Source organism: Marinomonas sp. G8-14 (assembly GCF_055808935.1).
In genome coordinates, this window is the sequence record NZ_CM147891.1 from 1513267 (window position 1) to 1536231 (window position 22965).

The following is a 22965-nucleotide window of genomic DNA, read 5'->3' on the forward strand; positions in this document are numbered from 1 at the left end:
TTAACCATCAATATTGATGTTGTACTCTTGGTCATTGTAGATAACTTTGATCGAATCAGTCGATGACACCGAACCATCCAAGTTAGAATCGAAACTAGAAGCAGAACCAAATTCAGCCACATCCTCGCCCCCAACTTTAACATGTCCATCTGTTACCTTAACGTTATCTGTTAAGAACTTGGTAATCGCATCGGCATCAGCATCTTTACCAGGGTTTCCTTCTATTCCTGTTAACAGATCAGTTAAATCTAATGCGTCCTCAGCCGCGTTAAAATCGGTAATAATATCGATATTTGACACATCTGCTGTGTCATTCAATATAAAGATATCGTTACCAGAGCCTCCCATCAGGGTATCTGAAACTTGATCATTACCACCAAACAACACATCATCGCCAGAGTTACCCAATAATGAATCTTCCCCAGTAGTACCAGACAAGAAATCATCACCGGAACCGCCAACAATAACAGATTCATCTGTGGTACCAATCAAATCATCATTTACACCATTGGTATTAATAGATGCCGTAAGTTCAAAATCATCAAGCGGAGAATCAGAGCTACTAACAATTGTTAGGTTGTCTATTGAAGTAACACCACTATCAACAGAAACGGTATAGGTTCCATCATCATTTATATCGAGATCCACGCCATTCTGTTGCAATTTGGCCCCTGTTGGAACGCCATCGATGACAACACTCGATAAAGTTTCATCGCTCGCCAAATTAGACACATCAATAGACACGGTGTAATAAACGGCAGAAGAGGATGTAACAAAAGGATCTGAAGAAGAAACCGAAAAGTCACTTCCCTGTACTATCCCATCACTTGCCTTAATATTTTCGAAGCCTGATATTCTACCGTTATTAATCAGAGATCGAACCTGTGCAATGGTATATTCCGACAAATACAATGAATCTGTACCAAGTCCACCTTTTAATGTCCCATTTACTACACCTTTTATAATAAGGACATCATCGCCATCACTCATATCAATAGTTGAATTAACATTGCCACCTACAAATACCTTATCATTACCACTTCCAGTATTTATATTAGCGCCACTATTAAGAGTCTTAGCTACGTAAACTGTGTCGTTATCAGAACCTGTCGAAATGGTCGCATTTGCATCACCACGGACAACAACAGTGTCATCACCAGAGCCAGTAGTAATCGTACCGCTTCCATTTTGATTCCCTTCAATCAGAATCTTATCTTTACCGCTTCCCATATCTACACTACCAGTTAAGTTACCATTTACATACAAAGAATCATTACCTGATCCAAGAGAAATAGAAGACCCACTGTTAGTAGAAGAACCTAGAGCAACACTATCATTGCCATCACCCGTTGAGATTACAGCACTCGAATTGCCAGTGATCTGAATAAAATCATCACCTTGATTGGTTGTAATAGTTGAATTAGACCAAGTGCTTCCTTTAAGTAATACATCACTTGAACCATTTATGTCCGTAAACTGAACTCTTGTATCACCTGTATTTTTGTAGTCATTACCTCCTACATTATACCAATCATGCCAGTCATATTTTTGAATATCAAAAGTATGACCTTCCTCAAATCCCTGCCAGATATCACTGGTAACTTGAGGTTCAACTCGATTAAGAGTCACGGTAACACTAGCCTGCCCCTCTTCATCTGCCACTATATTGATGGTTGCCGTCGCAGTATCTGTACCGCCATTGCCATCTGAAACCGTATAGTCAAACGAAGCAGTTCCAGAAAAGCCTGATGCCGGCGTAAAGACAACATTCCCGTCAGAATTCAGGTATGCATACCCATTCTGAACATTACTAATACTCGTCACAGTTAAAGTATCGCCATCTACATCTGTATCGTTCGAAAGTAAACTTTCTACACTTATCACTAATCCTTGCGCAGTTTCACCAGCAAACAGGTCATTCTGAGCAACGGGAGCCGTGTTCGTTCCGACGTTGATAGATAAAGTCGCAGATGATGTACTACCATCTGAGTCTTGGATCATGTAAGAGAATGTTTCTTGCGCGCCAGCTGGAATTTTGTCTACAGAAACCGTTACTTGATACGTGTAACTGCCGTCTGCATTAAGCACTAAATTACCATATTGCCCCTGAATGCTAGAACCAACATTCGCATCAGACTCAGTAACGAGCCCCCCAAGAGCCACACTGACAACAGAAATATCGCCATCTTGACTGAGTACATCAGCCCCGACACCATCATCGCCCTCAAGCACATTACCTGTTGTTTCGGGAAGGCTATACCCTTCACCTTCAACAACTCGAACAACCAATTCGTAACTAGTCGATGCATTTTCATCCGTGTAAATAGAAGTAATTATATCGCCATCTGAATTACCGACTTCTCTAAAACCAACAACCTGTAAAGTATAAACCTCACCTTCCCATTCAAATGTCACAAAAGTATTTTTAACCGTAACAATATCTCGTGAAGCTAAAGCATCGCTTGAGTTAACGGTCTCATTATGATCAAAGTCTACTTTTAGTGTGACTGATTGAGTCGCACCAGTGTCATCGGTGATAGAGAAAGCGACTTCCATAGAAGCTGCTGTGATAGCACCACCGTCATAAACAGGGTAATTGTAGTGAGTAAATGTACCAAGCACGATATCTTCATTTAACTCAAAACGGCCATCGAGGTTCGCATCATTATCTACAAAACCATAACCCGATTGAGAGCCTGAACCTGCCGGACTACCCCAACGAATCTGATCCAAACCATCGTCATTGTCATCGCTATCAAACTTACGAATATCAGAACCATTTTGATAGCTTACCCAGTTTGCCTCTATTCCAGTAACCTCAAAGGTTTCTCGACGAACAATAATACTATCTTCGTCATTCACGGCAACAGGCGCAGAATCTTCAATCGAAACAGAGACATACTCAGTCGTTGTCACAAGACCATCATTGACTGCAATACCAAAGTCAACAGTGACCGCATCCCCCAATGTAGTATCACCATGATCCACAGGACCACTTAAAGTAACCACATAACCATGCTGACCATCTGTGTCTGTAAGCGCCACACGAATAATTTCAGTCTCACCCGCTTTGGCGACCAAATTGCCACTGCTGTCGGTTGTCCAAACCAAGGTTACACCACCTGATGTCATGACCTCAGCTGGAGCAACAAGTGATAACGCCAAATTCTGACCTTCTGCATCACTTATACTAAATGTCCCAGTCACTGAGACACCATTCGCCGCTGCAGAATCGCTATCAAGCAAATCTTCTTCGGAAATGACCACAGAATCAGAACCATCCGCAAACGCTAGCTCAGGGGCAGAATTTTCCCAAGTTGCACTACCGGAAACGGCAGCAGCACCTGGATCTACTGCTGTAGCTGTCGCAGTTACTGACAACTCACCATCAAAGTTGTCAGGAACTGACAGTATTAAACCTTTAACCGTAACAACACCAGTTTCAGGATCAACCTCCACATTATTTGTAAATCCACCACTGTTTAGCGAGATTTTCCAAGTTGTTATGCCATTCTCTGTCCCCAACTTTTCAGCTCCAGACAAGGATGTCCCTTCTGGCGTTGTCACAGTTAACTCAGTAATGTTTTCAGAATGGTCTGTATCTGTCGGAGCAGCCGTAATGTCTACGATGTAATTTGTTACAGCTGACTCGTAAGAAACGCTATGAAGCAAGTAATCACTTGTCGCAACACGATCCCCAGTTGTCGGTGTAGAAAACTCGATTGCCAATATGGATTTACCCTCTGGCGCGTTCACCGTTACAGGAGCACCAATTCGATCATAACCGCCTTCGTCACTATTACCATCGATGGTAAAAGTCTCCGATGTTCCATCACTATACTTGACAGTATAAACAGCCGTCTCATTATAACTATTTAACCAAGCCAACTCGAATGTTGCGGATGAAGCCGGCTTATCAAGCTCGACGACTAACTTCTCTTGCTTACCAATTTCTGAGTCCGCCCCGTTACTAGCCTGTCCCGTCACACCGAAACCAGTAGGCGTTCCTGAATCCTTAATGGAAATAGCAACGACATCATTGTCGCTGTTATAAGCAGTCACAGTAAAACCAGCTGGATTACCAACTGGATCTTCTACTCCATCTAGCACGTTGGATAAATCTACGCTATACAAAGTAGTTGTCGTAGTCGGCGCCAACGTCAACTCAACTGTTGGCACATCAGTGACTGGCGTGACGTTGACGGTTGCCGTCGCTGAAGCCGTATTACCAGCCTCATCTATAACTTGATACGCAATCTCTACCTCACCACTGAAATCCGAAGCCGGTGTAAAGAGTAGTGTGCCATCTTCATTGACAGTGACAGTCCCTTTTTCAGAGTCAAAAGAGACACTGCCGGGAACCAATACGGCACCACTTTCATCATTTGCGAGAATATTAATGACTATCGGCTCAGCAGAATCCTCATTCATAGACACTGTTTCACCAGCCACCTCAGCAACTGTGTCAAGAGTAAACTCTAACGTACTACTCTCAGACGTATTTCCTGCAGAATCAACTTGACGAACAGTAACTGTATTCACACCTTCTGTTGTGGTTGGTGCTGTAGTGATCCATTCTCCATCAACAAAATATTCAAGCGTAGCGCCACTTTCGATACCAGTAATCGTGTAGCTGCCATCATTAGTCAAATTGTCATTCGCTGAACTACCACTATCAGTGTTAAGTGATATAACAAGTGAATCTGGCGCGGTAGTATCGACGACATGAGTAGACGTTGTTTTACTCTCAACGGTATTACCAGCCGTATCAGAAGACGTCACGACAACCTCGAACTCGGTATCAGCCGCCAAATCACTGCCAGCAACAGCAAGAGCCCATAAACCACCGACAGCAACCGTCGTAGAATATTCCTTGCCGTTAATAGTCATCTTGACAACATCTCCAACGGAAATATCACCACCAACGGCCTTACCTGACACAGTGATAGTTTGGCCACTTTCTTCCGCGTTGATAACATCGTCAGAAGTGATCGCATTCACGGTCACCGTACCGGCATCAGCCACTGTATCCTTAACAATCGACTGAGGGTTAGAAACCCCTTCGTTACCATAAACATCTGTTACATTAACGACCACACTTAACTCACCATCAGCAAGTGTTGAGACATCAATATTAGTTTCGAAATATGCCCAACCACTGCCATCCTCAGAAACCACAATATTACCAGTCAGAGTAACCATTTGACCTTCACTGTCAGTAACAGTGATAGAGGTGACATTTCCTCCAACTTCTAACCAACCACCAACAGTTAAATTACCAGCCTCATCAAAATTAACCACGCCATCATTGTTGTTTTCAGCTAAAAACACATCAACATCGGCAAATGTATCAACTTTAAAGATCTCTGTACTGCTTGCAGAGAAGGGATTACCTGCCTCATCAGTACCTGTCACGGTAGCCGTCACAAATGGATTAGCCAACGTTGTAGTAGCAAGGTCGGACCCTAAAACATCAACAGAGTATGTATACTTACCTGAGGCATTTTGCTCATTTGAAACAATACCGGATCCAATCACCTCGCCATCCAAAGTAATAGTAACCGTATCACCAGGCTTAGCATCCCCGCCGACCCAACCAGTGATACCAACCATCACACCATCTGCGGATTCACTGCTATTAATCACACTATCAGAGGTAATTCTGTCAATATCAATATTGGCATTAGCATTCAAGTCAACCGTATGAGTTGAAGAACCTGTTGTATCGACTGTGTTGCCCGCGGCATCAGAAGACGTCACGACCGCATCGAGACGCCGTATCCGCGGCAAGGTCAGAACCCGCTACGTCTACAGACCATTCGCCGTTTTCATCCACTGCGGTTGTGTAAGTCTTGCCGTTGATCACCAAGGTCACGGTATCGCCTTCTGCGATGTCGCCACCTGTTGCTGTACCTGTCACGGACACTGTGCCAGCCGCTTCGCTCGCGTTGATCACGTCATCAGATGTGATCGCATTCACTGTCACCGTACCCGCTGTCGCGGCAAGGTCAACCGTATGAGTTGAAGAACCTGTTGTATCGACTGTGTTGCCCGCGGCATCAGAAGACGTCACGACCGCATCGAGACGCCGTATCCGCGGCAAGGTCAGAACCCGCTACGTCTACAGACCATTCGCCGTTTTCATCCACTGCGGTTGTGTAAGTCTTGCCGTTGATCACCAAGGTCACGGTATCGCCTTCTGCGATGTCGCCACCTGTTGCTGTACCTGTCACGGACACTGTGCCAGCCGCTTCGCTCGCGTTGATCACGTCATCAGATGTGATCGCATTCACTGTCACCGTACCCGCTGTCGCGGCAAGGTCAACCGTATGAGTTGAAGAACCTGTTGTATCGACTGTGTTGCCCGCGGCATCAGAAGACGTCACGACCGCATCGAACGCCGTATCCGCGGCAAGGTCAGAACCCGCTACGTCTACAGACCATTCGCCGTTTTCATCCACTGCGGTTGTGTAAGTCTTGCCGTTGATCACCAAGGTCACGGTATCGCCTTCTGCGATGTCGCCACCTGTTGCTGTACCTGTCACGGACACTGTGCCAGCCGCTTCGCTCGCGTTGATCACGTCATCAGATGTGATCGCATTCACTGTCACCGTACCCGCTGTCGCGGCAAGGTCAACCGTATGAGTTGAAGAACCTGTTGTATCGACTGTGTTGCCCGCGGCATCAGAAGACGTCACGACCGCATCGAGACGCCGTATCCGCGGCAAGGTCAGAACCCGCTACGTCTACAGACCATTCGCCGTTTTCATCCACTGCGGTTGTGTAAGTCTTGCCGTTGATCACCAAGGTCACGGTATCGCCTTCTGCGATGTCGCCACCTGTTGCTGTACCTGTCACGGACACTGTGCCAGCCGCTTCGCTCGCGTTGATCACGTCATCAGATGTGATCGCATTCACTGTCACCGTACCCGCTGTCGCGGCAAGGTCAACCGTATGAGTTGAAGAACCTGTTGTATCGACTGTGTTGCCCGCGGCATCAGAAGACGTCACGACCGCATCGAACGCCGTATCCGCGGCAAGGTCAGAACCCGCTACGTCTACAGACCATTCGCCGTTTTCATCCACTGCGGTTGTGTAAGTCTTGCCGTTGATCACCAAGGTCACGGTATCGCCTTCTGCGATGTCGCCACCTGTTGCTGTACCTGTCACGGACACTGTGCCAGCCGCTTCGCTCGCGTTGATCACGTCATCAGATGTGATCGCATTCACTGTCACCGTACCCGCTGTCGCGGCAAGGTCAACCGTATGAGTTGAAGAACCTGTTGTATCGACTGTGTTGCCCGCGGCATCAGAAGACGTCACGACCGCATCGAACGCCGTATCCGCGGCAAGGTCAGAACCCGCTACGTCTACAGACCATTCGCCGTTTTCATCCACTGCGGTTGTGTAAGTCTTGCCGTTGATCACCAAGGTCACGGTATCGCCTTCTGCGATGTCGCCACCTGTTGCTGTACCTGTCACGGACACTGTGCCAGCCGCTTCGCTCGCGTTGATCACGTCATCAGATGTGATCGCATTCACTGTCACCGTACCCGCTGTCGCGGCAAGGTCAACCGTATGAGTTGAAGAACCTGTTGTATCGACTGTGTTGCCCGCGGCATCAGAAGACGTCACGACCGCATCGAACGCCGTATCCGCGGCAAGGTCAGAACCCGCTACGTCTACAGACCATTCGCCGTTTTCATCCACTGCGGTTGTGTAAGTCTTGCCGTTGATCACCAAGGTCACGGTATCGCCTTCTGCGATGTCGCCACCTGTTGCTGTACCTGTCACGGACACTGTGCCAGCCGCTTCGCTCGCGTTGATCACGTCATCAGATGTGATCGCATTCACTGTCACCGTACCCGCTGTCGCGGCAAGGTCAACCGTATGAGTTGAAGAACCTGTTGTATCGACTGTGTTGCCCGCGGCATCAGAAGACGTCACGACCGCATCGAACGCCGTATCCGCGGCAAGGTCAGAACCCGCTACGTCTACAGACCATTCGCCGTTTTCATCCACTGCGGTTGTGTAAGTCTTGCCGTTGATCACCAAGGTCACGGTATCGCCTTCTGCGATGTCGCCACCTGTTGCTGTACCTGTCACGGACACTGTGCCAGCCGCTTCGCTCGCGTTGATCACGTCATCAGATGTGATCGCATTCACTGTCACCGTACCCGCTGTCGCGGCAAGGTCAACCGTATGAGTTGAAGAACCTGTTGTATCGACTGTGTTGCCCGCGGCATCAGAAGACGTCACGACCGCATCGAACGCCGTATCCGCGGCAAGGTCAGAACCCGCTACGTCTACAGACCATTCGCCGTTTTCATCCACTGCGGTTGTGTAAGTCTTGCCGTTGATCACCAAGGTCACGGTATCGCCTTCTGCGATGTCGCCACCTGTTGCTGTACCTGTCACGGACACTGTGCCAGCCGCTTCGCTCGCGTTGATCACGTCATCAGATGTGATCGCATTCACTGTCACCGTACCCGCTGTCGCGGCAAGGTCAACCGTATGAGTTGAAGAACCTGTTGTATCGACTGTGTTGCCCGCGGCATCAGAAGACGTCACGACCGCATCGAGACGCCGTATCCGCGGCAAGGTCAGAACCCGCTACGTCTACAGACCATTCGCCGTTTTCATCCACTGCGGTTGTGTAAGTCTTGCCGTTGATCACCAAGGTCACGGTATCGCCTTCTGCGATGTCGCCACCTGTTGCTGTACCTGTCACGGACACTGTGCCAGCCGCTTCGCTCGCGTTGATCACGTCATCAGATGTGATCGCATTCACTGTCACCGTACCCGCTGTCGCGGCAAGGTCAACCGTATGAGTTGAAGAACCTGTTGTATCGACTGTGTTGCCCGCGGCATCAGAAGACGTCACGACCGCATCGAGACGCCGTATCCGCGGCAAGGTCAGAACCCGCTACGTCTACAGACCATTCGCCGTTTTCATCCACTGCGGTTGTGTAAGTCTTGCCGTTGATCACCAAGGTCACGGTATCGCCTTCTGCGATGTCGCCACCTGTTGCTGTACCTGTCACGGACACTGTGCCAGCCGCTTCGCTCGCGTTGATCACGTCATCAGATGTGATCGCATTCACTGTCACCGTACCCGCTGTCGCGGCAAGGTCAACCGTATGAGTTGAAGAACCTGTTGTATCGACTGTGTTGCCCGCGGCATCAGAAGACGTCACGACCGCATCGAACGCCGTATCCGCGGCAAGGTCAGAACCCGCTACGTCTACAGACCATTCGCCGTTTTCATCCACTGCGGTTGTGTAAGTCTTGCCGTTGATCACCAAGGTCACGGTATCGCCTTCTGCGATGTCGCCACCTGTTGCTGTACCTGTCACGGACACTGTGCCAGCCGCTTCGCTCGCGTTGATCACGTCATCAGATGTGATCGCATTCACTGTCACCGTACCCGCTGTCGCGGCAAGGTCAACCGTATGAGTTGAAGAACCTGTTGTATCGACTGTGTTGCCCGCGGCATCAGAAGACGTCACGACCGCATCGAGACGCCGTATCCGCGGCAAGGTCAGAACCCGCTACGTCTACAGACCATTCGCCGTTTTCATCCACTGCGGTTGTGTAAGTCTTGCCGTTGATCACCAAGGTCACGGTATCGCCTTCTGCGATGTCGCCACCTGTTGCTGTACCTGTCACGGACACTGTGCCAGCCGCTTCGCTCGCGTTGATCACGTCATCAGATGTGATCGCATTCACTGTCACCGTACCCGCTGTCGCGGCAAGGTCAACCGTATGAGTTGAAGAACCTGTTGTATCGACTGTGTTGCCCGCGGCATCAGAAGACGTCACGACCGCATCGAACGCCGTATCCGCGGCAAGGTCAGAACCCGCTACGTCTACAGACCATTCGCCGTTTTCATCCACTGCGGTTGTGTAAGTCTTGCCGTTGATCACCAAGGTCACGGTATCGCCTTCTGCGATGTCGCCACCTGTTGCTGTACCTGTCACGGACACTGTGCCAGCCGCTTCGCTCGCGTTGATCACGTCATCAGATGTGATCGCATTCACTGTCACCGTACCCGCTGTCGCGGCAAGGTCAACCGTATGAGTTGAAGAACCTGTTGTATCGACTGTGTTGCCCGCGGCATCAGAAGACGTCACGACCGCATCGAACGCCGTATCCGCGGCAAGGTCAGAACCCGCTACGTCTACAGACCATTCGCCGTTTTCATCCACTGCGGTTGTGTAAGTCTTGCCGTTGATCACCAAGGTCACGGTATCGCCTTCTGCGATGTCGCCACCTGTTGCTGTACCTGTCACGGACACTGTGCCAGCCGCTTCGCTCGCGTTGATCACGTCATCAGATGTGATCGCATTCACTGTCACCGTACCCGCTGTCGCGGCAAGGTCAACCGTATGAGTTGAAGAACCTGTTGTATCGACTGTGTTGCCCGCGGCATCAGAAGACGTCACGACCGCATCGAACGCCGTATCCGCGGCAAGGTCAGAACCCGCTACGTCTACAGACCATTCGCCGTTTTCATCCACTGCGGTTGTGTAAGTCTTGCCGTTGATCACCAAGGTCACGGTATCGCCTTCTGCGATGTCGCCACCTGTTGCTGTACCTGTCACGGACACTGTGCCAGCCGCTTCGCTCGCGTTGATCACGTCATCAGATGTGATCGCATTCACTGTCACCGTACCCGCTGTCGCGGCAAGGTCAACCGTATGAGTTGAAGAACCTGTTGTATCGACTGTGTTGCCCGCGGCATCAGAAGACGTCACGACCGCATCGAGACGCCGTATCCGCGGCAAGGTCAGAACCCGCTACGTCTACAGACCATTCGCCGTTTTCATCCACTGCGGTTGTGTAAGTCTTGCCGTTGATCACCAAGGTCACGGTATCGCCTTCTGCGATGTCGCCACCTGTTGCTGTACCTGTCACGGACACTGTGCCAGCCGCTTCGCTCGCGTTGATCACGTCATCAGATGTGATCGCATTCACTGTCACCGTACCCGCTGTCGCGGCAAGGTCAACCGTATGAGTTGAAGAACCTGTTGTATCGACTGTGTTGCCCGCGGCATCAGAAGACGTCACGACCGCATCGAGACGCCGTATCCGCGGCAAGGTCAGAACCCGCTACGTCTACAGACCATTCGCCGTTTTCATCCACTGCGGTTGTGTAAGTCTTGCCGTTGATCACCAAGGTCACGGTATCGCCTTCTGCGATGTCGCCACCTGTTGCTGTACCTGTCACGGACACTGTGCCAGCCGCTTCGCTCGCGTTGATCACGTCATCAGATGTGATCGCATTCACTGTCACCGTACCCGCTGTCGCGGCAAGGTCAACCGTATGAGTTGAAGAACCTGTTGTATCGACTGTGTTGCCCGCGGCATCAGAAGACGTCACGACCGCATCGAGACGCCGTATCCGCGGCAAGGTCAGAACCCGCTACGTCTACAGACCATTCGCCGTTTTCATCCACTGCGGTTGTGTAAGTCTTGCCGTTGATCACCAAGGTCACGGTATCGCCTTCTGCGATGTCGCCACCTGTTGCTGTACCTGTCACGGACACTGTGCCAGCCGCTTCGCTCGCGTTGATCACGTCATCAGATGTGATCGCATTCACTGTCACCGTACCCGCTGTCGCGGCAAGGTCAACCGTATGAGTTGAAGAACCTGTTGTATCGACTGTGTTGCCCGCGGCATCAGAAGACGTCACGACCGCATCGAGACGCCGTATCCGCGGCAAGGTCAGAACCCGCTACGTCTACAGACCATTCGCCGTTTTCATCCACTGCGGTTGTGTAAGTCTTGCCGTTGATCACCAAGGTCACGGTATCGCCTTCTGCGATGTCGCCACCTGTTGCTGTACCTGTCACGGACACTGTGCCAGCCGCTTCGCTCGCGTTGATCACGTCATCAGATGTGATCGCATTCACTGTCACCGTACCCGCTGTCGCGGCAAGGTCAACCGTATGAGTTGAAGAACCTGTTGTATCGACTGTGTTGCCCGCGGCATCAGAAGACGTCACGACCGCATCGAGACGCCGTATCCGCGGCAAGGTCAGAACCCGCTACGTCTACAGACCATTCGCCGTTTTCATCCACTGCGGTTGTGTAAGTCTTGCCGTTGATCACCAAGGTCACGGTATCGCCTTCTGCGATGTCGCCACCTGTTGCTGTACCTGTCACGGACACTGTGCCAGCCGCTTCGCTCGCGTTGATCACGTCATCAGATGTGATCGCATTCACTGTCACCGTACCCGCTGTCGCGGCAAGGTCAACCGTATGAGTTGAAGAACCTGTTGTATCGACTGTGTTGCCCGCGGCATCAGAAGACGTCACGACCGCATCGAGACGCCGTATCCGCGGCAAGGTCAGAACCCGCTACGTCTACAGACCATTCGCCGTTTTCATCCACTGCGGTTGTGTAAGTCTTGCCGTTGATCACCAAGGTCACGGTATCGCCTTCTGCGATGTCGCCACCTGTTGCTGTACCTGTCACGGACACTGTGCCAGCCGCTTCGCTCGCGTTGATCACGTCATCAGATGTGATCGCATTCACTGTCACCGTACCCGCTGTCGCGGCAAGGTCAACCGTATGAGTTGAAGAACCTGTTGTATCGACTGTGTTGCCCGCGGCATCAGAAGACGTCACGACCGCATCGAACGCCGTATCCGCGGCAAGGTCAGAACCCGCTACGTCTACAGACCATTCGCCGTTTTCATCCACTGCGGTTGTGTAAGTCTTGCCGTTGATCACCAAGGTCACGGTATCGCCTTCTGCGATGTCGCCACCTGTTGCTGTACCTGTCACGGACACTGTGCCAGCCGCTTCGCTCGCGTTGATCACGTCATCAGATGTGATCGCATTCACTGTCACCGTACCCGCTGTCGCGGCAAGGTCAACCGTATGAGTTGAAGAACCTGTTGTATCGACTGTGTTGCCCGCGGCATCAGAAGACGTCACGACCGCATCGAGACGCCGTATCCGCGGCAAGGTCAGAACCCGCTACGTCTACAGACCATTCGCCGTTTTCATCCACTGCGGTTGTGTAAGTCTTGCCGTTGATCACCAAGGTCACGGTATCGCCTTCTGCGATGTCGCCACCTGTTGCTGTACCTGTCACGGACACTGTGCCAGCCGCTTCGCTCGCGTTGATCACGTCATCAGATGTGATCGCATTCACTGTCACCGTACCCGCTGTCGCGGCAAGGTCAACCGTATGAGTTGAAGAACCTGTTGTATCGACTGTGTTGCCCGCGGCATCAGAAGACGTCACGACCGCATCGAGACGCCGTATCCGCGGCAAGGTCAGAACCCGCTACGTCTACAGACCATTCGCCGTTTTCATCCACTGCGGTTGTGTAAGTCTTGCCGTTGATCACCAAGGTCACGGTATCGCCTTCTGCGATGTCGCCACCTGTTGCTGTACCTGTCACGGACACTGTGCCAGCCGCTTCGCTCGCGTTGATCACGTCATCAGATGTGATCGCATTCACTGTCACCGTACCCGCTGTCGCGGCAAGGTCAACCGTATGAGTTGAAGAACCTGTTGTATCGACTGTGTTGCCCGCGGCATCAGAAGACGTCACGACCGCATCGAGACGCCGTATCCGCGGCAAGGTCAGAACCCGCTACGTCTACAGACCATTCGCCGTTTTCATCCACTGCGGTTGTGTAAGTCTTGCCGTTGATCACCAAGGTCACGGTATCGCCTTCTGCGATGTCGCCACCTGTTGCTGTACCTGTCACGGACACTGTGCCAGCCGCTTCGCTCGCGTTGATCACGTCATCAGATGTGATCGCATTCACTGTCACCGTACCCGCTGTCGCGGCAAGGTCAACCGTATGAGTTGAAGAACCTGTTGTATCGACTGTGTTGCCCGCGGCATCAGAAGACGTCACGACCGCATCGAGACGCCGTATCCGCGGCAAGGTCAGAACCCGCTACGTCTACAGACCATTCGCCGTTTTCATCCACTGCGGTTGTGTAAGTCTTGCCGTTGATCACCAAGGTCACGGTATCGCCTTCTGCGATGTCGCCACCTGTTGCTGTACCTGTCACGGACACTGTGCCAGCCGCTTCGCTCGCGTTGATCACGTCATCAGATGTGATCGCATTCACTGTCACCGTACCCGCTGTCGCGGCAAGGTCAACCGTATGAGTTGAAGAACCTGTTGTATCGACTGTGTTGCCCGCGGCATCAGAAGACGTCACGACCGCATCGAGACGCCGTATCCGCGGCAAGGTCAGAACCCGCTACGTCTACAGACCATTCGCCGTTTTCATCCACTGCGGTTGTGTAAGTCTTGCCGTTGATCACCAAGGTCACGGTATCGCCTTCTGCGATGTCGCCACCTGTTGCTGTACCTGTCACGGACACTGTGCCAGCCGCTTCGCTCGCGTTGATCACGTCATCAGATGTGATCGCATTCACTGTCACCGTACCCGCTGTCGCGGCAAGGTCAACCGTATGAGTTGAAGAACCTGTTGTATCGACTGTGTTGCCCGCGGCATCAGAAGACGTCACGACCGCATCGAGACGCCGTATCCGCGGCAAGGTCAGAACCCGCTACGTCTACAGACCATTCGCCGTTTTCATCCACTGCGGTTGTGTAAGTCTTGCCGTTGATCACCAAGGTCACGGTATCGCCTTCTGCGATGTCGCCACCTGTTGCTGTACCTGTCACGGACACTGTGCCAGCCGCTTCGCTCGCGTTGATCACGTCATCAGATGTGATCGCATTCACTGTCACCGTACCCGCTGTCGCGGCAAGGTCAACCGTATGAGTTGAAGAACCTGTTGTATCGACTGTGTTGCCCGCGGCATCAGAAGACGTCACGACCGCATCAGACGCCGTATCCGCGGCAAGGTCAGAACCCGCTACGTCTACAGACCATTCGCCGTTTTCATCCACTGCGGTTGTGTAAGTCTTGCCGTTGATCACCAAGGTCACGGTATCGCCTTCTGCGATGTCGCCACCTGTTGCTGTACCTGTCACGGACACTGTGCCAGCCGCTTCGCTCGCGTTGATCACGTCATCAGATGTGATCGCATTCACTGTCACCGTACCCGCTGTCGCGGCAAGGTCAACCGTATGAGTTGAAGAACCTGTTGTATCGACTGTGTTGCCCGCGGCATCAGAAGACGTCACGACCGCATCGAGACGCCGTATCCGCGGCAAGGTCAGAACCCGCTACGTCTACAGACCATTCGCCGTTTTCATCCACTGCGGTTGTGTAAGTCTTGCCGTTGATCACCAAGGTCACGGTATCGCCTTCTGCGATGTCGCCACCTGTTGCTGTACCTGTCACGGACACTGTGCCAGCCGCTTCGCTCGCGTTGATCACGTCATCAGATGTGATCGCATTCACTGTCACCGTACCCGCTGTCGCGGCAAGGTCAACCGTATGAGTTGAAGAACCTGTTGTATCGACTGTGTTGCCCGCGGCATCAGAAGACGTCACGACCGCATCAGACGCCGTATCCGCGGCAAGGTCAGAACCCGCTACGTCTACAGACCATTCGCCGTTTTCATCCACTGCGGTTGTGTAAGTCTTGCCGTTGATCACCAAGGTCACGGTATCGCCTTCTGCGATGTCGCCACCTGTTGCTGTACCTGTCACGGACACTGTGCCAGCCGCTTCGCTCGCGTTGATCACGTCATCAGATGTGATCGCATTCACTGTCACCGTACCCGCTGTCGCGGCAAGGTCAACCGTATGAGTTGAAGAACCTGTTGTATCGACTGTGTTGCCCGCGGCATCAGAAGACGTCACGACCGCATCGAGACGCCGTATCCGCGGCAAGGTCAGAACCCGCTACGTCTACAGACCATTCGCCGTTTTCATCCACTGCGGTTGTGTAAGTCTTGCCGTTGATCACCAAGGTCACGGTATCGCCTTCTGCGATGTCGCCACCTGTTGCTGTACCTGTCACGGACACTGTGCCAGCCGCTTCGCTCGCGTTGATCACGTCATCAGATGTGATCGCATTCACTGTCACCGTACCCGCTGTCGCGGCAAGGTCAACCGTATGAGTTGAAGAACCTGTTGTATCGACTGTGTTGCCCGCGGCATCAGAAGACGTCACGACCGCATCGAGACGCCGTATCCGCGGCAAGGTCAGAACCCGCTACGTCTACAGACCATTCGCCGTTTTCATCCACTGCGGTTGTGTAAGTCTTGCCGTTGATCACCAAGGTCACGGTATCGCCTTCTGCGATGTCGCCACCTGTTGCTGTACCTGTCACGGACACTGTGCCAGCCGCTTCGCTCGCGTTGATCACGTCATCAGATGTGATCGCATTCACTGTCACCGTACCCGCTGTCGCGGCAAGGTCAACCGTATGAGTTGAAGAACCTGTTGTATCGACTGTGTTGCCCGCGGCATCAGAAGACGTCACGACCGCATCGAGACGCCGTATCCGCGGCAAGGTCAGAACCCGCTACGTCTACAGACCATTCGCCGTTTTCATCCACTGCGGTTGTGTAAGTCTTGCCGTTGATCACCAAGGTCACGGTATCGCCTTCTGCGATGTCGCCACCTGTTGCTGTACCTGTCACGGACACTGTGCCAGCCGCTTCGCTCGCGTTGATCACGTCATCAGATGTGATCGCATTCACTGTCACCGTACCCGCTGTCGCGGCAAGGTCAACCGTATGAGTTGAAGAACCTGTTGTATCGACTGTGTTGCCCGCGGCATCAGAAGACGTCACGACCGCATCGAGACGCCGTATCCGCGGCAAGGTCAGAACCCGCTACGTCTACAGACCATTCGCCGTTTTCATCCACTGCGGTTGTGTAAGTCTTGCCGTTGATCACCAAGGTCACGGTATCGCCTTCTGCGATGTCGCCACCTGTTGCTGTACCTGTCACGGACACTGTGCCAGCCGCTTCGCTCGCGTTGATCACGTCATCAGATGTGATCGCATTCACTGTCACCGTACCCGCTGTCGCGGCAAGGTCAACCGTATGAGTTGAAGAACCTGTTGTATCGACTGTGTTGCCCGCGGCATCAGAAGACGTCACGACCGCATCGGACGCCGTATCCGCGGCAAGGTCAGAACCCGCTACGTCTACAGACCATTCGCCGTTTTCATCCACTGCGGTTGTGTAAGTCTTGCCGTTGATCACCAAGGTCACGGTATCGCCTTCTGCGATGTCGCCACCTGTTGCTGTACCTGTCACGGACACTGTGCCAGCCGCTTCGCTCGCGTTGATCACGTCATCAGATGTGATCGCATTCACTGTCACCGTACCCGCTGTCGCGGCAAGGTCAACCGTATGAGTTGAAGAACCTGTTGTATCGACTGTGTTGCCCGCGGCATCAGAAGACGTCACGACCGCATCGAGACGCCGTATCCGCGGCAAGGTCAGAACCCGCTACGTCTACAGACCATTCGCCGTTTTCATCCACTGCGGTTGTGTAAGTCTTGCCGTTGATCACCAAGGTCACGGTATCGCCTTCTGCGATGTCGCCACCTGTTGCTGTACCTGTCACGGACACTGTGCCAGCCGCTTCGCTCGCGTTGATCACGTCATCAGATGTGATCGCATTCACTGTCACCGTACCCGCTGTCGCGGCAAGGTCAACCGTATGAGTTGAAGAACCTGTTGTATCGACTGTGTTGCCCGCGGCATCAGAAGACGTCACGACCGCATCGAGACGCCGTATCCGCGGCAAGGTCAGAACCCGCTACGTCTACAGACCATTCGCCGTTTTCATCCACTGCGGTTGTGTAAGTCTTGCCGTTGATCACCAAGGTCACGGTATCGCCTTCTGCGATGTCGCCACCTGTTGCTGTACCTGTCACGGACACTGTGCCAGCCGCTTCGCTCGCGTTGATCACGTCATCAGATGTGATCGCATTCACTGTCACCGTACCCGCTGTCGCGGCAAGGTCAACCGTATGAGTTGAAGAACCTGTTGTATCGACTGTGTTGCCCGCGGCATCAGAAGACGTCACGACCGCATCGAGACGCCGTATCCGCGGCAAGGTCAGAACCCGCTACGTCTACAGACCATTCGCCGTTTTCATCCACTGCGGTTGTGTAAGTCTTGCCGTTGATCACCAAGGTCACGGTATCGCCTTCTGCGATGTCGCCACCTGTTGCTGTACCTGTCACGGACACTGTGCCAGCCGCTTCGCTCGCGTTGATCACGTCATCAGATGTGATCGCATTCACTGTCACCGTACCCGCTGTCGCGGCAAGGTCAACCGTATGAGTTGAAGAACCTGTTGTATCGACTGTGTTGCCCGCGGCATCAGAAGACGTCACGACCGCATCGAGACGCCGTATCCGCGGCAAGGTCAGAACCCGCTACGTCTACAGACCATTCGCCGTTTTCATCCACTGCGGTTGTGTAAGTCTTGCCGTTGATCACCAAGGTCACGGTATCGCCTTCTGCGATGTCGCCACCTGTTGCTGTACCTGTCACGGACACTGTGCCAGCCGCTTCGCTCGCGTTGATCACGTCATCAGATGTGATCGCATTCACTGTCACCGTACCCGCTGTCGCGGCAAGGTCAACCGTATGAGTTGAAGAACCTGTTGTATCGACTGTGTTGCCCGCGGCATCAGAAGACGTCACGACCGCATCGAGACGCCGTATCCGCGGCAAGGTCAGAACCCGCTACGTCTACAGACCATTCGCCGTTTTCATCCACTGCGGTTGTGTAAGTCTTGCCGTTGATCACCAAGGTCACGGTATCGCCTTCTGCGATGTCGCCACCTGTTGCTGTACCTGTCACGGACACTGTGCCAGCCGCTTCGCTCGCGTTGATCACGTCATCAGATGTGATCGCATTCACTGTCACCGTACCCGCTGTCGCGGCAAGGTCAACCGTATGAGTTGAAGAACCTGTTGTATCGACTGTGTTGCCCGCGGCATCAGAAGACGTCACGACCGCATCGAGACGCCGTATCCGCGGCAAGGTCAGAACCCGCTACGTCTACAGACCATTCGCCGTTTTCATCCACTGCGGTTGTGTAAGTCTTGCCGTTGATCACCAAGGTCACGGTATCGCCTTCTGCGATGTCGCCACCTGTTGCTGTACCTGTCACGGACACTGTGCCAGCCGCTTCGCTCGCGTTGATCACGTCATCAGATGTGATCGCATTCACTGTCACCGTACCCGCTGTCGCGGCAAGGTCAACCGTATGAGTTGAAGAACCTGTTGTATCGACTGTGTTGCCCGCGGCATCAGAAGACGTCACGACCGCATCGAGACGCCGTATCCGCGGCAAGGTCAGAACCCGCTACGTCTACAGACCATTCGCCGTTTTCATCCACTGCGGTTGTGTAAGTCTTGCCGTTGATCACCAAGGTCACGGTATCGCCTTCTGCGATGTCGCCACCTGTTGCTGTACCTGTCACGGACACTGTGCCAGCCGCTTCGCTCGCGTTGATCACGTCATCAGATGTGATCGCATTCACTGTCACCGTACCCGCTGTCGCGGCAAGGTCAACCGTATGAGTTGAAGAACCTGTTGTATCGACTGTGTTGCCCGCGGCATCAGAAGACGTCACGACCGCATCGAGACGCCGTATCCGCGGCAAGGTCAGAACCCGCTACGTCTACAGACCATTCGCCGTTTTCATCCACTGCGGTTGTGTAAGTCTTGCCGTTGATCACCAAGGTCACGGTATCGCCTTCTGCGATGTCGCCACCTGTTGCTGTACCTGTCACGGACACTGTGCCAGCCGCTTCGCTCGCGTTGATCACGTCATCAGATGTGATCGCATTCACTGTCACCGTACCCGCTGTCGCGGCAAGGTCAACCGTATGAGTTGAAGAACCTGTTGTATCGACTGTGTTGCCCGCGGCATCAGAAGACGTCACGACCGCATCGAGACGCCGTATCCGCGGCAAGGTCAGAACCCGCTACGTCTACAGACCATTCGCCGTTTTCATCCACTGCGGTTGTGTAAGTCTTGCCGTTGATCACCAAGGTCACGGTATCGCCTTCTGCGATGTCGCCACCTGTTGCTGTACCTGTCACGGACACTGTGCCAGCCGCTTCGCTCGCGTTGATCACGTCATCAGATGTGATCGCATTCACTGTCACCGTACCCGCTGTCGCGGCAAGGTCAACCGTATGAGTTGAAGAACCTGTTGTATCGACTGTGTTGCCCGCGGCATCAGAAGACGTCACGACCGCATCGAACGCCGTATCCGCGGCAAGGTCAGAACCCGCTACGTCTACAGACCATTCGCCGTTTTCATCCACTGCGGTTGTGTAAGTCTTGCCGTTGATCACCAAGGTCACGGTATCGCCTTCTGCGATGTCGCCACCTGTTGCTGTACCTGTCACGGACACTGTGCCAGCCGCTTCGCTCGCGTTGATCACGTCATCAGATGTGATCGCATTCACTGTCACCGTACCCGCTGTCGCGGCAAGGTCAACCGTATGAGTTGAAGAACCTGTTGTATCGACTGTGTTGCCCGCGGCATCAGAAGACGTCACGACCGCATCGAGACGCCGTATCCGCGGCAAGGTCAGAACCCGCTACGTCTACAGACCATTCGCCGTTTTCATCCACTGCGGTTGTGTAAGTCTTGCCGTTGATCACCAAGGTCACGGTATCGCCTTCTGCGATGTCGCCACCTGTTGCTGTACCTGTCACGGACACTGTGCCAGCCGCTTCGCTCGCGTTGATCACGTCATCAGATGTGATCGCATTCACTGTCACCGTACCCGCTGTCGCGGCAAGGTCAACCGTATGAGTTGAAGAACCTGTTGTATCGACTGTGTTGCCCGCGGCATCAGAAGACGTCACGACCGCATCGAACGCCGTATCCGCGGCAAGGTCAGAACCCGCTACGTCTACAGACCATTCGCCGTTTTCATCCACTGCGGTTGTGTAAGTCTTGCCGTTGATCACCAAGGTCACGGTATCGCCTTCTGCGATGTCGCCACCTGTTGCTGTACCTGTCACGGACACTGTGCCAGCCGCTTCGCTCGCGTTGATCACGTCATCAGATGTGATCGCATTCACTGTCACCGTACCCGCTGTCGCGGCAAGGTCAACCGTATGAGTTGAAGAACCTGTTGTATCGACTGTGTTGCCCGCGGCATCAGAAGACGTCACGACCGCATCGAGACGCCGTATCCGCGGCAAGGTCAGAACCCGCTACGTCTACAGACCATTCGCCGTTTTCATCCACTGCGGTTGTGTAAGTCTTGCCGTTGATCACCAAGGTCACGGTATCGCCTTCTGCGATGTCGCCACCTGTTGCTGTACCTGTCACGGACACTGTGCCAGCCGCTTCGCTCGCGTTGATCACGTCATCAGATGTGATCGCATTCACTGTCACCGTACCCGCTGTCGCGGCAAGGTCAACCGTATGAGTTGAAGAACCTGTTGTATCGACTGTGTTGCCCGCGGCATCAGAAGACGTCACGACCGCATCGAGACGCCGTATCCGCGGCAAGGTCAGAACCCGCTACGTCTACAGACCATTCGCCGTTTTCATCCACTGCGGTTGTGTAAGTCTTGCCGTTGATCACCAAGGTCACGGTATCGCCTTCTGCGATGTCGCCACCTGTTGCTGTACCTGTCACGGACACTGTGCCAGCCGCTTCGCTCGCGTTGATCACGTCATCAGATGTGATCGCATTCACTGTCACCGTACCCGCTGTCGCGGCAAGGTCAACCGTATGAGTTGAAGAACCTGTTGTATCGACTGTGTTGCCCGCGGCATCAGAAGACGTCACGACCGCATCGAGACGCCGTATCCGCGGCAAGGTCAGAACCCGCTACGTCTACAGACCATTCGCCGTTTTCATCCACTGCGGTTGTGTAAGTCTTGCCGTTGATCACCAAGGTCACGGTATCGCCTTCTGCGATGTCGCCACCTGTTGCTGTACCTGTCACGGACACTGTGCCAGCCGCTTCGCTCGCGTTGATCACGTCATCAGATGTGATCGCATTCACTGTCACCGTACCCGCTGTCGCGGCAAGGTCAACCGTATGAGTTGAAGAACCTGTTGTATCGACTGTGTTGCCCGCGGCATCAGAAGACGTCACGACCGCATCGAGACGCCGTATCCGCGGCAAGGTCAGAACCCGCTACGTCTACAGACCATTCGCCGTTTTCATCCACTGCGGTTGTGTAAGTCTTGCCGTTGATCACCAAGGTCACGGTATCGCCTTCTGCGATGTCGCCACCTGTTGCTGTACCTGTCACGGACACTGTGCCAGCCGCTTCGCTCGCGTTGATCACGTCATCAGATGTGATCGCATTCACTGTCACCGTACCCGCTGTCGCGGCAAGGTCAACCGTATGAGTTGAAGAACCTGTTGTATCGACTGTGTTGCCCGCGGCATCAGAAGACGTCACGACCGCATCGAGACGCCGTATCCGCGGCAAGGTCAGAACCCGCTACGTCTACAGACCATTCGCCGTTTTCATCCACTGCGGTTGTGTAAGTCTTGCCGTTGATCACCAAGGTCACGGTATCGCCTTCTGCGATGTCGCCACCTGTTGCTGTACCTGTCACGGACACTGTGCCAGCCGCTTCGCTCGCGTTGATCACGTCATCAGATGTGATCGCATTCACTGTCACCGTACCCGCTGTCGCGGCAAGGTCAACCGTATGAGTTGAAGAACCTGTTGTATCGACTGTGTTGCCCGCGGCATCAGAAGACGTCACGACCGCATCGAGACGCCGTATCCGCGGCAAGGTCAGAACCCGCTACGTCTACAGACCATTCGCCGTTTTCATCCACTGCGGTTGTGTAAGTCTTGCCGTTGATCACCAAGGTCACGGTATCGCCTTCTGCGATGTCGCCACCTGTTGCTGTACCTGTCACGGACACTGTGCCAGCCGCTTCGCTCGCGTTGATCACGTCATCAGATGTGATCGCATTCACTGTCACCGTACCCGCTGTCGCGGCAAGGTCAACCGTATGAGTTGAAGAACCTGTTGTATCGACTGTGTTGCCCGCGGCATCAGAAGACGTCACGACCGC

At 53.1% G+C, this 22965-nt stretch carries 40 protein-coding genes; all 40 read right to left on the minus strand.

The genetic code is table 11. The features are described 5' to 3' along the window. The 40 genes from AC0L6V_RS07775 to AC0L6V_RS07970 are packed head-to-tail and all read right to left on the minus strand — an operon-like array spanning nucleotide 1 to nucleotide 22959. On the minus strand, nucleotides 1-5760 hold the full coding sequence (locus AC0L6V_RS07775) for an Ig-like domain-containing protein (RefSeq protein ID WP_418138899.1): 5760 nt from the start codon (nucleotides 5758-5760) through the stop codon (nucleotides 1-3). Next, nucleotides 5747-6073, minus strand: coding sequence for an Ig-like domain-containing protein (locus AC0L6V_RS07780; protein ID WP_265219363.1), 327 nt, complete (start codon nucleotides 6071-6073; stop codon nucleotides 5747-5749). The genes AC0L6V_RS07775 and AC0L6V_RS07780 overlap by 14 nt, the downstream gene beginning before the upstream one ends. Beyond that, nucleotides 6060-6698: an Ig-like domain-containing protein gene (locus tag AC0L6V_RS07785; RefSeq protein ID WP_409419635.1), complete on the minus strand. Its 639-nt coding sequence runs from the start codon at nucleotides 6696-6698 to the stop codon at nucleotides 6060-6062. The genes AC0L6V_RS07780 and AC0L6V_RS07785 overlap by 14 nt, the downstream gene beginning before the upstream one ends. Beyond that, the gene (locus tag AC0L6V_RS07790) at nucleotides 6685-8571 is read right to left on the minus strand and encodes a beta strand repeat-containing protein (RefSeq protein ID WP_409419636.1); all 1887 of its coding nucleotides are present in this window, start codon (nucleotides 8569-8571) and stop codon (nucleotides 6685-6687) included. The genes AC0L6V_RS07785 and AC0L6V_RS07790 overlap by 14 nt, the downstream gene beginning before the upstream one ends. After that, nucleotides 8558-8884, minus strand: a complete 327-nt coding sequence (locus tag AC0L6V_RS07795; RefSeq protein ID WP_265219363.1) for an Ig-like domain-containing protein — start codon at nucleotides 8882-8884, stop codon at nucleotides 8558-8560. Before AC0L6V_RS07795 ends, AC0L6V_RS07790 begins: the two co-directional genes overlap by 14 nt. Beyond that, nucleotides 8871-9509, minus strand: a complete 639-nt coding sequence (locus AC0L6V_RS07800; RefSeq protein ID WP_409419635.1) for an Ig-like domain-containing protein — start codon at nucleotides 9507-9509, stop codon at nucleotides 8871-8873. The genes AC0L6V_RS07795 and AC0L6V_RS07800 overlap by 14 nt, the downstream gene beginning before the upstream one ends. Then, nucleotides 9496-10758, minus strand: coding sequence for an Ig-like domain-containing protein (locus AC0L6V_RS07805; RefSeq protein ID WP_409419637.1), 1263 nt, complete (start codon nucleotides 10756-10758; stop codon nucleotides 9496-9498). The genes AC0L6V_RS07800 and AC0L6V_RS07805 overlap by 14 nt, the downstream gene beginning before the upstream one ends. Beyond that, entirely contained in the window at nucleotides 10745-11071 is a 327-nt protein-coding gene (locus AC0L6V_RS07810; RefSeq protein WP_265219363.1) for an Ig-like domain-containing protein, read from the minus strand. The genes AC0L6V_RS07805 and AC0L6V_RS07810 overlap by 14 nt, the downstream gene beginning before the upstream one ends. Then, on the minus strand, nucleotides 11058-11384 hold the full coding sequence (locus AC0L6V_RS07815) for an Ig-like domain-containing protein (protein ID WP_265219363.1): 327 nt from the start codon (nucleotides 11382-11384) through the stop codon (nucleotides 11058-11060). Before AC0L6V_RS07815 ends, AC0L6V_RS07810 begins: the two co-directional genes overlap by 14 nt. Beyond that, the gene (locus AC0L6V_RS07820) at nucleotides 11371-11697 is read right to left on the minus strand and encodes an Ig-like domain-containing protein (protein WP_265219363.1); all 327 of its coding nucleotides are present in this window, start codon (nucleotides 11695-11697) and stop codon (nucleotides 11371-11373) included. Before AC0L6V_RS07820 ends, AC0L6V_RS07815 begins: the two co-directional genes overlap by 14 nt. Continuing rightward, nucleotides 11684-12010, minus strand: a complete 327-nt coding sequence (locus AC0L6V_RS07825) for an Ig-like domain-containing protein (RefSeq protein WP_265219363.1) — start codon at nucleotides 12008-12010, stop codon at nucleotides 11684-11686. The genes AC0L6V_RS07820 and AC0L6V_RS07825 overlap by 14 nt, the downstream gene beginning before the upstream one ends. Continuing rightward, a complete protein-coding gene (locus AC0L6V_RS07830) occupies nucleotides 11997-12323 on the minus strand; it encodes an Ig-like domain-containing protein (protein WP_265219363.1) in 327 nt (108 codons plus the stop codon). Before AC0L6V_RS07830 ends, AC0L6V_RS07825 begins: the two co-directional genes overlap by 14 nt. Continuing rightward, a complete protein-coding gene (locus AC0L6V_RS07835; RefSeq protein ID WP_409419635.1) occupies nucleotides 12310-12948 on the minus strand; it encodes an Ig-like domain-containing protein in 639 nt (212 codons plus the stop codon). Before AC0L6V_RS07835 ends, AC0L6V_RS07830 begins: the two co-directional genes overlap by 14 nt. Beyond that, complete coding sequence (locus AC0L6V_RS07840; protein WP_265219363.1) at nucleotides 12935-13261, minus strand: Ig-like domain-containing protein; 327 nt, start codon at nucleotides 13259-13261, stop codon at nucleotides 12935-12937. The genes AC0L6V_RS07835 and AC0L6V_RS07840 overlap by 14 nt, the downstream gene beginning before the upstream one ends. Continuing rightward, entirely contained in the window at nucleotides 13248-13574 is a 327-nt protein-coding gene (locus tag AC0L6V_RS07845) for an Ig-like domain-containing protein (protein ID WP_265219363.1), read from the minus strand. Before AC0L6V_RS07845 ends, AC0L6V_RS07840 begins: the two co-directional genes overlap by 14 nt. Beyond that, nucleotides 13561-13887, minus strand: coding sequence for an Ig-like domain-containing protein (locus tag AC0L6V_RS07850; RefSeq protein ID WP_265219363.1), 327 nt, complete (start codon nucleotides 13885-13887; stop codon nucleotides 13561-13563). Before AC0L6V_RS07850 ends, AC0L6V_RS07845 begins: the two co-directional genes overlap by 14 nt. Continuing rightward, nucleotides 13874-14200: an Ig-like domain-containing protein gene (locus AC0L6V_RS07855; RefSeq protein ID WP_265219363.1), complete on the minus strand. Its 327-nt coding sequence runs from the start codon at nucleotides 14198-14200 to the stop codon at nucleotides 13874-13876. The genes AC0L6V_RS07850 and AC0L6V_RS07855 overlap by 14 nt, the downstream gene beginning before the upstream one ends. Beyond that, entirely contained in the window at nucleotides 14187-14513 is a 327-nt protein-coding gene (locus tag AC0L6V_RS07860) for an Ig-like domain-containing protein (protein ID WP_265219363.1), read from the minus strand. The genes AC0L6V_RS07855 and AC0L6V_RS07860 overlap by 14 nt, the downstream gene beginning before the upstream one ends. Next, nucleotides 14500-15138 (minus strand): Ig-like domain-containing protein, encoded by a 639-nt coding sequence (locus tag AC0L6V_RS07865; protein ID WP_418138900.1) that lies wholly within the window; start codon nucleotides 15136-15138, stop codon nucleotides 14500-14502. The genes AC0L6V_RS07860 and AC0L6V_RS07865 overlap by 14 nt, the downstream gene beginning before the upstream one ends. Continuing rightward, entirely contained in the window at nucleotides 15125-15763 is a 639-nt protein-coding gene (locus tag AC0L6V_RS07870; protein ID WP_418138900.1) for an Ig-like domain-containing protein, read from the minus strand. Before AC0L6V_RS07870 ends, AC0L6V_RS07865 begins: the two co-directional genes overlap by 14 nt. After that, nucleotides 15750-16076 carry an Ig-like domain-containing protein gene (locus AC0L6V_RS07875; protein WP_265219363.1) on the minus strand — a complete coding sequence of 109 codons (327 nt, stop codon included), beginning with the start codon at nucleotides 16074-16076 and terminating at the stop codon, nucleotides 15750-15752. Before AC0L6V_RS07875 ends, AC0L6V_RS07870 begins: the two co-directional genes overlap by 14 nt. Beyond that, a complete protein-coding gene (locus AC0L6V_RS07880) occupies nucleotides 16063-16389 on the minus strand; it encodes an Ig-like domain-containing protein (protein WP_265219363.1) in 327 nt (108 codons plus the stop codon). Before AC0L6V_RS07880 ends, AC0L6V_RS07875 begins: the two co-directional genes overlap by 14 nt. After that, on the minus strand, nucleotides 16376-16702 hold the full coding sequence (locus AC0L6V_RS07885; protein WP_265219363.1) for an Ig-like domain-containing protein: 327 nt from the start codon (nucleotides 16700-16702) through the stop codon (nucleotides 16376-16378). The genes AC0L6V_RS07880 and AC0L6V_RS07885 overlap by 14 nt, the downstream gene beginning before the upstream one ends. Further along, complete coding sequence (locus tag AC0L6V_RS07890; RefSeq protein WP_418138900.1) at nucleotides 16689-17327, minus strand: Ig-like domain-containing protein; 639 nt, start codon at nucleotides 17325-17327, stop codon at nucleotides 16689-16691. The genes AC0L6V_RS07885 and AC0L6V_RS07890 overlap by 14 nt, the downstream gene beginning before the upstream one ends. Further along, nucleotides 17314-17640 (minus strand): Ig-like domain-containing protein, encoded by a 327-nt coding sequence (locus tag AC0L6V_RS07895; RefSeq protein ID WP_265219363.1) that lies wholly within the window; start codon nucleotides 17638-17640, stop codon nucleotides 17314-17316. The genes AC0L6V_RS07890 and AC0L6V_RS07895 overlap by 14 nt, the downstream gene beginning before the upstream one ends. Beyond that, entirely contained in the window at nucleotides 17627-17953 is a 327-nt protein-coding gene (locus tag AC0L6V_RS07900; protein ID WP_265219363.1) for an Ig-like domain-containing protein, read from the minus strand. Before AC0L6V_RS07900 ends, AC0L6V_RS07895 begins: the two co-directional genes overlap by 14 nt. Next, the gene (locus tag AC0L6V_RS07905) at nucleotides 17940-18266 is read right to left on the minus strand and encodes an Ig-like domain-containing protein (protein ID WP_265219363.1); all 327 of its coding nucleotides are present in this window, start codon (nucleotides 18264-18266) and stop codon (nucleotides 17940-17942) included. Before AC0L6V_RS07905 ends, AC0L6V_RS07900 begins: the two co-directional genes overlap by 14 nt. Further along, a complete protein-coding gene (locus tag AC0L6V_RS07910; protein WP_265219363.1) occupies nucleotides 18253-18579 on the minus strand; it encodes an Ig-like domain-containing protein in 327 nt (108 codons plus the stop codon). Before AC0L6V_RS07910 ends, AC0L6V_RS07905 begins: the two co-directional genes overlap by 14 nt. Then, nucleotides 18566-18892, minus strand: coding sequence for an Ig-like domain-containing protein (locus tag AC0L6V_RS07915; protein WP_265219363.1), 327 nt, complete (start codon nucleotides 18890-18892; stop codon nucleotides 18566-18568). Before AC0L6V_RS07915 ends, AC0L6V_RS07910 begins: the two co-directional genes overlap by 14 nt. Then, entirely contained in the window at nucleotides 18879-19205 is a 327-nt protein-coding gene (locus tag AC0L6V_RS07920; protein WP_265219363.1) for an Ig-like domain-containing protein, read from the minus strand. The genes AC0L6V_RS07915 and AC0L6V_RS07920 overlap by 14 nt, the downstream gene beginning before the upstream one ends. After that, nucleotides 19192-19518 carry an Ig-like domain-containing protein gene (locus AC0L6V_RS07925; RefSeq protein ID WP_265219363.1) on the minus strand — a complete coding sequence of 109 codons (327 nt, stop codon included), beginning with the start codon at nucleotides 19516-19518 and terminating at the stop codon, nucleotides 19192-19194. The genes AC0L6V_RS07920 and AC0L6V_RS07925 overlap by 14 nt, the downstream gene beginning before the upstream one ends. Next, nucleotides 19505-19831: an Ig-like domain-containing protein gene (locus AC0L6V_RS07930; RefSeq protein ID WP_265219363.1), complete on the minus strand. Its 327-nt coding sequence runs from the start codon at nucleotides 19829-19831 to the stop codon at nucleotides 19505-19507. The genes AC0L6V_RS07925 and AC0L6V_RS07930 overlap by 14 nt, the downstream gene beginning before the upstream one ends. Next, nucleotides 19818-20456: an Ig-like domain-containing protein gene (locus AC0L6V_RS07935; protein ID WP_409419635.1), complete on the minus strand. Its 639-nt coding sequence runs from the start codon at nucleotides 20454-20456 to the stop codon at nucleotides 19818-19820. The genes AC0L6V_RS07930 and AC0L6V_RS07935 overlap by 14 nt, the downstream gene beginning before the upstream one ends. Continuing rightward, nucleotides 20443-21081 (minus strand): Ig-like domain-containing protein, encoded by a 639-nt coding sequence (locus tag AC0L6V_RS07940; RefSeq protein WP_409419635.1) that lies wholly within the window; start codon nucleotides 21079-21081, stop codon nucleotides 20443-20445. The genes AC0L6V_RS07935 and AC0L6V_RS07940 overlap by 14 nt, the downstream gene beginning before the upstream one ends. Further along, entirely contained in the window at nucleotides 21068-21394 is a 327-nt protein-coding gene (locus AC0L6V_RS07945) for an Ig-like domain-containing protein (protein ID WP_265219363.1), read from the minus strand. Before AC0L6V_RS07945 ends, AC0L6V_RS07940 begins: the two co-directional genes overlap by 14 nt. After that, complete coding sequence (locus AC0L6V_RS07950; RefSeq protein ID WP_265219363.1) at nucleotides 21381-21707, minus strand: Ig-like domain-containing protein; 327 nt, start codon at nucleotides 21705-21707, stop codon at nucleotides 21381-21383. Before AC0L6V_RS07950 ends, AC0L6V_RS07945 begins: the two co-directional genes overlap by 14 nt. Further along, nucleotides 21694-22020, minus strand: a complete 327-nt coding sequence (locus AC0L6V_RS07955; RefSeq protein WP_265219363.1) for an Ig-like domain-containing protein — start codon at nucleotides 22018-22020, stop codon at nucleotides 21694-21696. Before AC0L6V_RS07955 ends, AC0L6V_RS07950 begins: the two co-directional genes overlap by 14 nt. Next, nucleotides 22007-22333, minus strand: a complete 327-nt coding sequence (locus tag AC0L6V_RS07960) for an Ig-like domain-containing protein (RefSeq protein WP_265219363.1) — start codon at nucleotides 22331-22333, stop codon at nucleotides 22007-22009. The genes AC0L6V_RS07955 and AC0L6V_RS07960 overlap by 14 nt, the downstream gene beginning before the upstream one ends. Continuing rightward, a complete protein-coding gene (locus AC0L6V_RS07965; protein WP_265219363.1) occupies nucleotides 22320-22646 on the minus strand; it encodes an Ig-like domain-containing protein in 327 nt (108 codons plus the stop codon). The genes AC0L6V_RS07960 and AC0L6V_RS07965 overlap by 14 nt, the downstream gene beginning before the upstream one ends. Beyond that, the gene (locus tag AC0L6V_RS07970) at nucleotides 22633-22959 is read right to left on the minus strand and encodes an Ig-like domain-containing protein (RefSeq protein ID WP_265219363.1); all 327 of its coding nucleotides are present in this window, start codon (nucleotides 22957-22959) and stop codon (nucleotides 22633-22635) included. The genes AC0L6V_RS07965 and AC0L6V_RS07970 overlap by 14 nt, the downstream gene beginning before the upstream one ends. Nucleotides 22960-22965: the final 6 nt, after the last annotated feature.